Here is a 13285-nt window from a genome sequence, read left to right as displayed (position 1 = left end):
CATTCTGAAATTTCAATCAACCTTCACATGCACATTAAGTACAAAGTTTCACAAGTTTATCTTTTGTTCTATCTTTTTTTAAGATATACTGAATTATAAATTAAAAAAAAGTTTTATAGGAGGAACCGTTCTATGCTTAACAAAGTATGGTTTAGAACAGGTATCGCTTTATTAATCCTGTTTTTACTAATCAAACTGATTATGGAAGTACATAGTATTTTCACACCATTTATTATTATCCTTCAATCAGTATTGTTGCCATTATTATTAAGTGGCTTTTTATTTTATATTTGTTTACCTTTTCAAAAAATACTTGAAAAAAATCATGTGCCACGTTGGGGCAGCATTACTATAATCTTTATAGGCTTAATTATTATTATTAGTATTGTTATTGGTGTGTTAGCTCCGTTAATTGCAGAACAAATTGAAAACTTAGTACATCAAATACCTGCATTACAACATGAAGTGCAGAACATCATCAATTTTGCACTAGATCAAATGGAAAGATTGCCGAATGATGTAACTGATAGAATTAATAAGATGGTACAATCTATTAGCGACAGTACTGCTGATATTCTATCTAACTCTTTAGGATACTTAACATCATTTATTTCAACGCTTTTCTTATTGATAATGGTTCCGTTCTTTTTAATCTATATGTTAAAAGATCATGAGCGTTTCATCCCTTTCATTGCAAGATTGTTTAAAGGAGATAGAAAAGTTTTTACTGTAGAATTATTAAAAGATTTAAATGAAACTGTTAAATCTTATATTCAAGGCCAAGTAACAGTAAGTATCATTCTTGGAATAATCTTATACATTGGTTATTCAATTGTAGGGCTTAACTACACACTATTGCTCGTTATGTTTGCTTGTGTTGCAAATATGATACCGTTCTTAGGTCCTTGGATGGCATTTGCACCTGCTGCAGTCATTGCGATTATTCAAAGCCCTTCAACATTTATATGGGTATGTATTATCACGCTGATTGCACAACAATTGGAAGGCAATGTAATCACACCGAACGTAATGGGTAAATCACTTAATATTCATCCTTTAACAATTATAGTAGTGATATTAGCTGCAGGTAACCTTGGTGGTTTCGGTTTAATCTTAATAGCCGTTCCATTATATGCTGTAATTAAAACAGTTGTCAGAAATGTCTTTCGATATAGACAAGATATCATTGCTAAAGCAAATAGTGATGTCAAGGAATAAAATAACGTTATAAAACAAAAAGACTATTCGTTTCTGTCGTTGAAACGAATAGTCTTTTTTAATATATAAATCTTCAATTATGTTTTAAGTCATAAATTATTTAACGATGTGATAACCACTATCTACATGGATATTTTCGCCTGTAACACCACTTGATAAATCACTTAATAAGTACGCTGCAGTTTTACCTACTTCTTCTTGGTCTACATTACGTTTTAATGGCGCACGTTCTTCAATTTCTTTCATGATTGTGTTAAAACCACCAACACCTTTAGCGCTTAGTGTACGAATTGGACCAGCTGAAATCGCATTGACACGGATATTATCTTCACCTAAATCTAATGCTAAATAACGTACATTTGCTTCTAAACTAGCTTTAGCTACGCCCATTACATTGTAGTTTTGTACAGCATATTCGCCACCTAAATAAGTTGTAGCAACGATACTACCACCTTCAGGCATAATTTTTTTTGCTTCTCTAGCAACAATTGTCAATGAATATGAACTAATATCTTGTGCCAATAAGAAACCATCACGAGATGTATCTGAAAAACGGCCTCTTAAATCTTCCATATTAGCAAAAGCAATCGAATGATAAACACCGTCAATGTTACCTACTTCTTCTCCAATTTTTGCGAAACCATTGATAACATCTTCGTCTTTTTGTACATCTATTTGATACATTCTAATTGTTTGTTGATCTAATTGTTCTACAAGTTTTTCCATTTCTTTTTTACTACGATCTTTACGATATGTAAAAACTAAATTTGCACCTAATTTGTCTAATACTTTAGCCACACCAAAACCGATACTACGTTTATTAGCAATACCCATAATGACGAATGTTTTATTTTCTAAATTTAACATGAAAATAACTCCTTTTTTAAATTTTCATTTTAAACTGGTTCGAGAAGTTATAATCGTATTCCTATCACTTTGCTCGATGCCAATTCTAACAAACTTTATTTTAACATTGGTTTCATTGTTTAAACAATTCATATTACATTCTATATACGAATTTATCATTTTTTATAGGTTACAAAGTTAAAATGCTTACCAATACTTCACTCATTAAATAAATATTAACAACTCAAAATAGCTTTCAGAAATTCATTTACTGCCTATTTCTACATCAGTCTGAGACATAAATCATATCCCAGACATGGATGTTAATAATAAAACTCTAATTCACGTTTTAATTCATCAACATATTCTTTAGAACCCGTTACAATAACACGGTCTTTATAGCGTAATTGTGTATCACCATGAGGTACGATTGATTCATTATTTCGAATGATTCTCACAAATATAATATCACCGTCAAACGGGAAATTACGTAATTGAATTTGATCATATTTATGATTTAACATTGCAATTTCATACAACGATGTTTCCACATTACTTAAAAGATTTAGCATATTGGGCGTTTCTATTAAACCTTTCAAGAGTATTTTATTACTCATAAAACCACTAAATACTTCAATGCCTTCACTTTGTAGACCTTCATCACCCGTACTCGCCTCTAATCTACAAATAACTCGATTAACACCATGTCTTTTAGCCATTAGCGCCACTTTTCTATTAATATCATCATCATTTGTAGAACAAACAACGATATCTCTTTCAAATAAACCTAGACGATCTAATAACGGTTCTTCGTAATCTGCAATTTCAATCATCGAAATCGCATCTGATAATTTACGTTTATCACTTAAATCATTTCTATAATAAAGTGAAACTTGGTAAAGTTGTGATGTTAAATTCTGAGCAATAGGAATGGTTAATTGATTTTTTCCTATTAAACTCACTTCAATTTGTCTTGTAGCCTCATCTGGCATTGGGAACATTTTTTTAAATATGATAGGTACAAAGACACATGTGATAACTGCACTTAAAATTAAAATACCTGATATTTCCGATGATATTGTTCCAAGTTTTTCAGCAATTTTTGCAGAAGCAATGACCAATGATAAAGTAGATGTTAACAGGAATGCTGAAGATATTGTCGTTTTCATATCAAACCATCGACGTACGTAAAACACTGGTATTAATTTAGATACTACAAATGCGAGTATTAAAAATGGAATAATAAGTAGTAACGAAGGTTCTTTTATTAACATCGGTATATTTAAATCTACACCAACCATGATAAAGAATATTGGTATAAAGAAACCATAACCAAAAGAATCTAATTTCTCCACCATATCCTCATCTGGGCCTAATAAAGAAACAATCACACCTGCTAGGAAAGCGCCTAGAATATTTTCTGCACCAACGCCTTCTGCTAAGGCAACCAGCATAATGATTAATGCAAATACAGCACGTATACCTATCTGTGTTGTACCATCCATCAATTTCTGTAAAAATTGTGCTTTCTTAAATATGCCACCTAAGAAATAAAAAACAAGCGCAAATACTACTAAACTGCCTATTAACCATAGTGATGCACCACCAGAAGCATGTAGTGTGCCATATGCAGTTAACAATATCATTGTCACTAAGTCAGCTAATACTGCTACTAATAATATGAATTGTCCGATTGTAGTACGCATAATATTCATTTCTTTTAGTGTCGGTACAACAACACCTAATGAAATCGTAGAAATGATAATAATCATTAATAAGACATCATCAATTAAGCCAAACCACTTAAATGCATAAGCAAATACAATTGAAATTATCATAATAAATAAAAATACAGTAAGTGCTAATTGCAGGTGGCCTGGTTCTTTACTTTTATCCTTATCTCCAGACGATCCTTTATCTTTTTTAAATGCTTTAAAATCAATTTCTAAACCACTTAAAAACATTAAGAAGATAAAACCTAATGTAGACAAAATATTTAACATAGCATCACGCTCTACTATGTTTAAAAAAGAGTGTCCTATGAGAATACCCATTAGTATTTCTGCTACAACAACAGGTAAGAATGTAATTCGTAATCTATTGATTAGTATCGGTGTAAGGAATGCTGCCATTACAACGACAACAAGTGATAAAAATTCCATGTAACCCCCTATAATAAGTAAGACATGAATGAAGTTGCTAATCCAAAGTAAATCAACATACTCACAATATCATTGATCGTAGTTATAAATGGACCACTTGCAACTGCAGGGTCAATATTTAATTTATTCATAACTAATGGAATCATTGATCCCACTAACGTACCTACTGTCATAGCAATCGTTAAACTGCTCGCTACGATCGTAGCTAAAATTGGTTGACCATAAAGCACCAGTATAATAATAAATAACAATATAGCACAAATCAATCCACTTAAAAAGCCACTGCCCGCTTCTCTCAATGCGACTTTGAAATTACTTTGTTCATCAATTTCACCAGTTGAAATATTACGTACTGATACGGCAAGTGATTGTGTGCCAGAGTTACCAGACATACCACTGATAATTGGAATAAATGCTGCCAGCAACGATACTTGTGCTAATGTATCCTCAAATGATCCAAGTATCGTCGCTGTAATCATTCCTAAAAACGTTAAAATAATTAGCCATGGCAAACGTTTCTTAGCAGTTTTAATGACAGAATCATTTGTTGCATCAACATCAGATACCCCGGCTAAACGAGAGTAGTCCTCGCTCGCTTCTTCATCCATAACATCTAAGATATCATCGATTGTTATAATACCTAATAAATGGTCTTGATAATCGACAACTGGCATAGCGATAAAATCATAATCACGCATTTTTTGCGCTACGTCTTCTTGGTCATCAGCAGCGTTAGCACTGATCACACGTTCGCTCATTATGTCTTCTATATAAGCATCATTTTCTGCTACGATTAAATCTCTTAGTGATAAAACCCCGGCTAATTGTTTATGCTCATTCACAGCAAATATGACATAAATTGTCTCAGCATCTGGCGCTTGTTCTTTAACTTGCATTAATGCTTCTTTTACAGGCATTGTTGATTTTAAAGAAATATATTCCGTCGTCATGATACCACCGGCGGTATCTTCTTCGTAATGTAGTAATGCTTTAATTTCTTTTGCATCTTCACGGTTCATTAGTGTCAGCAAGCTAACAATTTTCTGCTTAGATAATTGATTCATAATGTCAACTGCATTATCGTATGACATATTTTCTAACACTTTGCTAGCATATGTAGCATCCATGGTATCGAATAGCGCTTCATACTCTTCTTCATCAATTTCTAATTGTTCGAAGAAATCCGCTACTTCTTCAGGGGACAATACTTCAAACATTTTTTGTCTAATATCTTCATCGCTGTCTTCAAAGTATTCACTTTGTTCGTATGTGTGCATCGCTAAGAATTCTTCTCTAAATTCACCTATATGATTTTCATGAAGTAGTTTATCTAACATTTCTTGATCATATACTTGCTCATCTTCTAAAACGATTTGATCTTTTTCATTTGCCAAAAGTCCCACCTCCATAGTTACTCAAATTATATCATATTAAATATATTTTCTATTGCATCATATCTATCCTGTATTTCAATTTTTTTATCATAGATTGGATGCATAAAAGATATTTTAAAACATCGTAATAACTGATGTTTATAGCTCGAGTGTCCGCCTCCATATAAATCATCACCCACAATAGGATGTCCTATATATTGAAAATGAACGCGGATTTGATGTGTCCGACCTGTTAATAAAGCAATTTCACATAAACTGTAATTACTGACATGGTCTAAACGCCTATATTTAGTTATTGCTTGTTTGCCATGTGAATTGACTTGTCTTGTAATAATACTAGAAGGATCCCTAGCAATAGGTGCATCTATAATTCCTTGTGCTTCCATTTCACCAAAGCATACACATAAATACGTTTTATCAATGTGTATGTTTGACATAAGATGATGTAGAAAACCATGTTTTGCAACCACAACAATACCTGAAGTGTTTCGATCAATCCTAGTGACAATATGTGGGACTATGTTTTGTCGTGATTGTTTAAAATAACCAAGAATTTGTTCAGCTAAACTAAAATGTTTGTGTTCCCTTGATGGTGCACAATTTTGATAAGGTTCTTTGGAAATAATTAATAAGTATTCATCTTCATATAAAATATTTAAAGTTTTCTCAAACGGGACCAAGTTGTGGCTTGCTGTTTCTTGAGCTAAATGTACCTCTACTATATCGTCTTTCTGTAATTGTTTACGCACAGTTTCTGTTTGTCCATTAACAATTAAAGCGCCATTATGCTTAATGGCGCTAATTGTATTCTTAGAATACCCTTGTTCCTGTAAAAAGGTTCTTAGCATTTGAGGGCCTCTAATTGTATACGTAAATTGCATTATTCGTCGTCTCCGCTTGAAATAAAGGAATCATGTACCCTTTTCCAAAATGGAAACGGTCTAAATCTAGCAAATCTAATTTTTTCATTTGCCACTCTAAATTGAATTGCATTAACATTTTTATGTTTTATACTAACATGGTCTATGGTCGTTAAAATCTTATCTTGATTCACTGGTGTAATCAGACATGTGTGATGTTTGGGTAATACTAATGGTGAACCAACCGTTCTGAACACTCTATTATTAATAGAAGCGATTTCTGCAATTTGCATTGCTTCCAAAGAAGGATGTATCAATGCGCCACCTAATGCCTTATTATAAGCAGTGGAACCTGATGGTGTTGATACACACAGTCCATCTCCTCTAAAACGTTCGAATTGGTTCCCTCTTATATTCACATCCACAACAAGTGTAGAGCCATTTTCAGTTTTCATTGTCGCTTCATTTAATGCCAAGTATCTCGTCTCATATCCATTATCGTTATAACGAACAATGATTTCTAATAGAGGATATTCTATAACTTGGAATTCTGAATTATTAATTTCAATAATTAATTTCTCCACTTCATGTGGCAACCAATCTGCATAGAACCCTAAATGTCCTGTATGTATCCCTACAAATGCACACCGTGATAACATATGGCTATACTGATGGAAAGCCTGTAATAATGTACCATCTCCACCAACTGATATGACTATTTCAGGATTTTCCGTATCTTCAACCATTTCAAAATCTTTCATGTGATTAATCATCTTATGCTTTAAAGCGTTAGACTTTGAATCACCTTTAGATAAAATTGTATAGCGCATGATTACACCTCCTAGTCATTATCATGCTTTTTAGCACGTTTTTTGGAATAGTATTTTTGAGCTTCTTGTATTTCTTCTTTAATTTCCGACATTTCTTCATCAAGTAAAAACGCTGCTTCAGCCGCACGTTCTAGTCGGTGCTGGATTTCTGGCGGATAATCTCCGTCGTATTTATAACGTAATGTATGTTCGATTGTTGCCCAAAAATTCATCGCTAATGTACGGATTTGGATTTCAGCTAAAATTGATTTTTCACCCTCAAGTGTTTCAATTGGATATTCGATAATAACATGATATGAACGATATCCACTTTGTTTTGTATTGTTGATATAATCGCGTTCTTCTACTACTTTAAAATCTTGACGTTGTCTCAAGAGATTTACCACAATATCGATATCATCTACGAATTGACACATTAATCTCAAACCTGCGATATCGTACATTTCTTCGTGTAATCGATCAAATGAGATTTGTCTTTTATTCGCTTTATCAATAATGCTAGTCATAGGTTTAACACGACCCGTCACAAATTCAATTGGTGAAGCATTATCTTCTACGTCATACTGTTTTCTAAGCCCTTTTAATTTAACTTTTAATTCATCAACTGCTTGTCTATATGGAGATAAAAACTGATCCCATTGATTCATTGTGCTTCACTCCGCTTCACTCTAATTCGAAAGTATCTTCCACAACAGAAACAAACTCCTTACCATAGTTTGAATTACCTTGAATATTTTCTAATATATAATTAAACTCTCTGTCGAATTGTTTTAGTTCTAATTGATCATTAATGATAATCTTCTTATTTTTATTCTCATGTAACATAGACCAGGTTTCTTGAACAAAAATCAAATATGAATATGACTGGCCATCATCTAAGATATATGCAAAACTATAATTATCACTATCAACAAGCATTTGTCCTGCTTCTTGTAAGCCTTCTGTAGATTGTTCTGTATAACACTTTAAACTATCTTCTGTTACTTTAATTTCATTCACATAAATACGCATGCTTGTTCCTCCTTATTCTTCATCATTTTAACATAATTATGACGTACATAACACGTTACATGACTATTATCATGTCATCAATTGGCTTAACGTAAATATAATAATTTTTAGCGTATAATGCAATCTAATTTAAATTAACTCACAAGTACTTTAAAATGAATTATCATAAGTATTTAAGGAGTGTAACGCGTGGCAACTAATAATGAAATTGAATTTAAACAGTTATTGTCTAAAGACAATTACCAAGCAATATACAACACTTATTTTTTAGATACAAAACCATTTAGTCAGACCAATTATTACATCGATACACGAAATTTCGATTTAAAATCACATCACTCAGCTTTGAGAATTCGTATTAAAGATGATACTTACGAAATGACATTAAAAGTACCGGCTGAAATTGGCTTGATGGAGTATAATTTCGACACAAAGGTTGAACCAAAACTAAACAAACACATCAAAAGTCAGGACCTGCCCCAAGATATTTTAAACCAACTCTTAAAAATGGATGTAGATATTGATGCATTAACCGTATTAGGAGCTTTGACTACCGAACGTTTAGAAAAAGAAATTCATGGTAATTTACTTGTCTTGGATAAAAATCAATATCTGGATTTTGAAGACTTCGAACTTGAATATGAAGTAAATGATTATGATGAAGGATTAATTCAATTTAAATCAATCCTTCATCAATTCAATATCAATCATGAAATTCCAAACAATAAAGTCCAAAGATTTTTCAATCGCAAACATAAATTAAGCAATAGTTAATTGCGCACAATATTAAGAAGTCGAATTACTTCCAAATGTAAAAATTCATGTTATATTAGTATTATATTAATAGGATATGGTGATACTATGACACAAACACCTTACGAGGTTATCGGACAAGACGCCTTATTTAAAATGATTGACCATTTTTATTATATGGTACAACGTGATGATAGAATCAATCATTTGTTTCCTGGAGATTTTGAAGAAACAAGCAGAAAACAAAAACAGTTCTTAACACAATTTTTAGGCGGTCCTCAACTGTATACAGAAGAACATGGTCATCCTATGTTAAAAAAAAGACATTTAGAATTTGTAATAACAACGCACGAACGTGACGCATGGCTTGAAAATATGTATAAAGCTATTCAACAAGCAGATTTTCCTGCAGGCGTCGGGGATTATTTATATGAACGATTACGTTTAACAGCGAATCACATGGTTAATTCCGAAAATTAATTGTAGGTGAAAAAACATGGCTGAAGAATTAAAATTAATAAATGCTAATAGTCGTGAAGATGCAAATCTTTCACCTTTGAGTAAGATTGAAATTTATTCCTTTTTCGATCCATTCAGTAAAGAGTGCTTTAAATTGTCTGCTATACTTTCAAAATTACGACTTGAGTATAAACAATATATCAGTATTAGACATATTTTAAATCCTTCCTTACGAGTATTAACAAAATGCCAAGCTCAAAGTACATCTAATTTAGATAATATCGCACTTGCTTATAAAGCTGCTGAACTCCAAGGTCGATTACGGGCTGAGCGCTTTATACATCTTGTACAAAATGAAATAATACCAAAACGAGATATTATAACTGAAGAGATGGTCAATAATTGTATTAGTAATGCTGGACTTGATTATGAAGTCTTTAAAGAAGACTTACATAAGAGTTCATTAAAAGAAAGTTTACAAGTTGACCTGCATATAGCTCGAGAAATGGAAATTGAAGAGGCACCTTCCCTTGTATTCTTTAACGAAGATATACATGAAGAAGGTTTAAAAGTTGAAGGTTTATACCCTTATCATATATATACGTATATCATAAATGAACTTATTGGTTCACCAATTGAAAAAGAACTTCCACCAAGTTTAGAAACTTACATTTATCAACAACAATTAGTAACCAAAGAAGAGTTGCTGACTATTTATGAATGGCCTGAAAAATTATTGAATAAAGAACTGAAAAAATTAGCATTACAGCAAAAAATAGAAAAACTTAGCTCACCAGAAGGTAAATTTTGGAAGTCAAAAGTTTGAAATGTTGCTAGTATTCACAACAATATATGCTTTATTTTCAAAATTATAAGTTTCATTTTATTTGAAACAGATACTGTGGCATGTATTTTATTGTTAAAAAGGACTGTCGACAAAGTCTCCGACTTTGTTGGCAGTTTTTTTGTACACGCTTTCCGCTGGCACTGCCTTAGCCTGTAGTCTTCGGCTAGTGCGCTTCCCGCAGGAGTCGGCCCAAATCACTGCCAATATCACACTGAAAATATTACTAATTCAGAGACTATTTTGTCTCAAATCAATGAAACAAACAATCAAAGAAGCTGTGAAAAAAGTTACTTTTCACTTCCAAGAAGCATTGGACAAAGGACTAATCCATAACAAAATGAATTAGTCCTTTTTTACAAGTTATCGATTGGGATTATACTGACTTACACAGAATATGAATTAAGTCTATAACCTCACACTTAGCTCAAATTCTCATCGATCGACACGTTACAAATTTTCGATAAATGATGTATTTTAACTCAAAAAAACACCTATTCCGCACTTAACTAACTACGGGAAGATGAAACAAAGTTGCACTTATATAAATTTAGTACCCAAAGCATTTTCAAATCGTCATATAATACAAAATTTCATAAAAACAAAGAAAATGCCAACTTCTATATTATTACTAAAGAAGTTGGCGCTTTTTATTGCCTCTAGTTATTATATTTCAATTGCTTTTTGTAAAATGAATCTCTACAACTTTTTCTTATTTGCTAATTGCTAAACATTATTTTCAATATACATTAGTACTTTATATAAAATTCAATGCAAATTATATGTTGAAATATCTGAATAGTTATTCAATTTCTTATACATCTCTTAGTTATTTAAAAATGGATATAAAAAAACGCCGTGTCTGATTACACGGCGCTAAACAAAGGGGATGGGAGAAATTTTTCACTTCAAACAAAGGGGTATGTTTGTTATGTGATTAATTTCATGTATATAATATAACACGCTGTTATATACCTTTCAACCATTAAAATTAAATAAATACCCTTTGTCACAAACTTGTCATATTGTAAACGAATACATTCATACTAAGCTTTCATTAACTTTTCAAAAGCGTCTAATTTTTGTTCGAATACTTGGCAAGCTTGTTCAATTGGTTCAGGTGTTGTCATATCTACACCAGCATTTTTCAAGATTTCAATAGGATAATTTGAACTACCTTTTTTCAAGAATTCATTAATATATCGCTCAACAGCCGGTTTACCTTCTGTTAAAATTTGATGACTTAAACTTTGAGCTGCACTGTATCCGGTTGCATATTGATACACATAATAATTCATATAAAAGTGTGGTATTCTAGACCATTCTTTACTAATATTTTCATCTGTTTCAACAGCATCTCCAAAATATTTTCTATTGAGATCTGCATATTCTTCATTCATACGGTTAGCAGTTAATGGTTCTCCAGCTTCTTCTATTTGATGGATTTTATGTTCAAACTCTGCGAACATTGTTTGTCTAAATAACGTTGCACGGAAACGTTCAAGTTCTTGGTTTAATAGTAGTAATCTGCGTTTGTCATCTAAATGTTTATCCATATAGTCACTTAATAATGCTTCATTACAAGTTGATGCGACTTCTGCAACGAATATAGTGTAATCACTTAAATTAGATGGTTGATTTTGACGACTAAAGTAGCTATGTGCTGAATGACCAAATTCATGTACTAAGGTATATAAATCAGAAACTGTATTTGACCAATTCAGTAATATAAATGGATTCGTTAAGTGAGCACCTGATGAGTATCCTCCAGAACGTTTACCTTTATTTTCAAAGACATCTACCCATCGATGATTTAAACCTTCTTCCACAACTTTCATATATTCTTCACCCATTGGTTGTAATGCTTTCAACATCCAATCTTTAGCCTCTTCATAAGGCATTTCAAACTTAATGTCTTTGACAAGTGGTGTATATATATCATACATTTTCATATCATCTAAGTCTAATAGTTCTTTGCGTAATTTAGTATAACGATGCAGTAAAGGTAAGTATTTATGAACTGTTTTCACTAAATTATCATAAACAGCTTCTGGAATGTGATTATTACTCAAAGCAGCTTCTCTTGCCGTTTTATAATTATGTGTTCTAGCATTAAAGACGTTTTTCTTAACTTCTCCAGCTAGTGTCGCGCTTAGTGTATTGTTATAAGCACCATATGCCTTATATAAATTTTCATATGCAGATTGTCGTAATACGCGATCATCTGATTCCAGACATTTTATGAATGTCCCTTGTGTTAAAGCGTGTCGTTGACCTTCACTATCTATTGCATCTTCAAATTCTAAGTCTGCATTGCTAAACATGCCATACACGTTGTCAGGTGTAGACAATGCATCTTGCGCCTCTGTCAATAATCTTTCTTTATCAGCACTTAATACATGCGGTCTCTTTTCATTAATTAATTTTAAATCAAATTTATAACGTTTCAAATCATCATTTTCATCAATAAAACTTTGAATCGTTGCTTCATCTATTTGTAGAATTTCAGGTACTAAAAAACTCCATGCTGAGCTAAATTTTATAATTAATTGATGCGCTCTAGATTCATAACCTGTGTATTTATCATTCGCCGTATCTTGATCTTGTTTTAAATGGGCATACACATATACTTTTTCCAACTTGGAACCTAATTCATCTTCTAATGCTAATGCATTAAATAGAGTCGATGAGCTATCAGCTAAATGACCGACATATTGTTGTTCTTTACCTATATTATTTTCAACATCTTTAAATGCATCCTCAAAAGCATTATCAGATTCAAAGATGGTAGATAAATCCCAAGTATATTCTGGATATTGACGTTCTTGCTCTTCTCTTGTTAATTGTTGTGTCATAATATCTAGTAAACCTCCTATAAAGTCTATTAGTATAATTTTCTCACGTCATA

12 protein-coding genes are annotated in these 13285 nt (G+C 32.1%); 4 read left to right on the top strand and 8 right to left on the bottom strand.

All coding sequences use genetic code 11. The features are described from left to right. The first annotated feature begins 132 nt into the window (after positions 1–132). On the top strand, positions 133–1218 hold the full coding sequence (gene cozEa / locus KA873_RS03920) for a lipoteichoic acid biosynthesis protein CozEa (protein ID WP_107384687.1): 1086 nt from the start codon (positions 133–135) through the stop codon (positions 1216–1218). Positions 1219–1314: 96 nt separating this feature from the next. On the opposite strand, the gene fabI is transcribed toward cozEa, so the two are convergent. From fabI to KA873_RS03885, 7 genes are all read right to left on the bottom strand, one after another. Then, positions 1315–2085, bottom strand: a complete 771-nt coding sequence (gene fabI, locus KA873_RS03915) for an enoyl-ACP reductase FabI (protein WP_107384686.1) — start codon at positions 2083–2085, stop codon at positions 1315–1317. 302 nt (positions 2086–2387) lie between these two features. After that, on the bottom strand, positions 2388–4226 hold the full coding sequence (locus KA873_RS03910; protein WP_107384685.1) for a monovalent cation:proton antiporter family protein: 1839 nt from the start codon (positions 4224–4226) through the stop codon (positions 2388–2390). 8 nt (positions 4227–4234) lie between these two features. Next, positions 4235–5635 carry a magnesium transporter gene (gene mgtE / locus KA873_RS03905; RefSeq protein ID WP_107386392.1) on the bottom strand — a complete coding sequence of 467 codons (1401 nt, stop codon included), beginning with the start codon at positions 5633–5635 and terminating at the stop codon, positions 4235–4237. A gap of 11 nt (positions 5636–5646) precedes the next feature. After that, positions 5647–6501: an RluA family pseudouridine synthase gene (locus KA873_RS03900; protein WP_107384683.1), complete on the bottom strand. Its 855-nt coding sequence runs from the start codon at positions 6499–6501 to the stop codon at positions 5647–5649. Continuing rightward, the gene (locus KA873_RS03895) at positions 6501–7310 is read right to left on the bottom strand and encodes an NAD kinase (RefSeq protein ID WP_107384682.1); all 810 of its coding nucleotides are present in this window, start codon (positions 7308–7310) and stop codon (positions 6501–6503) included. The genes KA873_RS03900 and KA873_RS03895 overlap by 1 nt, the downstream gene beginning before the upstream one ends. Positions 7311–7321: 11 nt before the next feature. Continuing rightward, positions 7322–7957 (bottom strand): GTP diphosphokinase, encoded by a 636-nt coding sequence (gene yjbM, locus KA873_RS03890; protein ID WP_107384681.1) that lies wholly within the window; start codon positions 7955–7957, stop codon positions 7322–7324. A gap of 16 nt (positions 7958–7973) precedes the next feature. Then, positions 7974–8321: a UPF0738 family protein gene (locus KA873_RS03885; RefSeq protein ID WP_107384680.1), complete on the bottom strand. Its 348-nt coding sequence runs from the start codon at positions 8319–8321 to the stop codon at positions 7974–7976. Positions 8322–8510: 189 nt separating this feature from the next. Here KA873_RS03885 and KA873_RS03880 point away from each other — a divergent pair, with 189 nt between their 5' ends. The 3 genes from KA873_RS03880 to yjbH all read left to right on the top strand — a co-directional run bounded on the left by KA873_RS03880 (position 8511) and on the right by yjbH (position 10359). After that, complete coding sequence (locus KA873_RS03880; RefSeq protein WP_107384679.1) at positions 8511–9095, top strand: CYTH domain-containing protein; 585 nt, start codon at positions 8511–8513, stop codon at positions 9093–9095. An 87-nt stretch (positions 9096–9182) separates the two neighbouring features. Next, positions 9183–9554 (top strand): truncated hemoglobin YjbI, encoded by a 372-nt coding sequence (locus KA873_RS03875; RefSeq protein ID WP_107384678.1) that lies wholly within the window; start codon positions 9183–9185, stop codon positions 9552–9554. 16 nt (positions 9555–9570) lie between these two features. Continuing rightward, positions 9571–10359, top strand: a complete 789-nt coding sequence (yjbH, locus tag KA873_RS03870; protein ID WP_019469066.1) for a protease adaptor protein YjbH — start codon at positions 9571–9573, stop codon at positions 10357–10359. A 1064-nt stretch (positions 10360–11423) separates the two neighbouring features. On the opposite strand, the gene pepF is transcribed toward yjbH, so the two are convergent. Beyond that, entirely contained in the window at positions 11424–13232 is a 1809-nt protein-coding gene (gene pepF / locus KA873_RS03865; RefSeq protein ID WP_107504549.1) for an oligoendopeptidase F, read from the bottom strand. Between the last annotated feature and the right edge of the window lie 53 nt (positions 13233–13285).

It is taken from the genome of Staphylococcus sp. GDY8P45P (assembly GCF_017892745.1).
Lineage (GTDB): Bacteria > Bacillota > Bacilli > Staphylococcales > Staphylococcaceae > Staphylococcus > Staphylococcus cohnii.
This window is presented reverse-complemented; position numbering and strand designations above follow the sequence as displayed.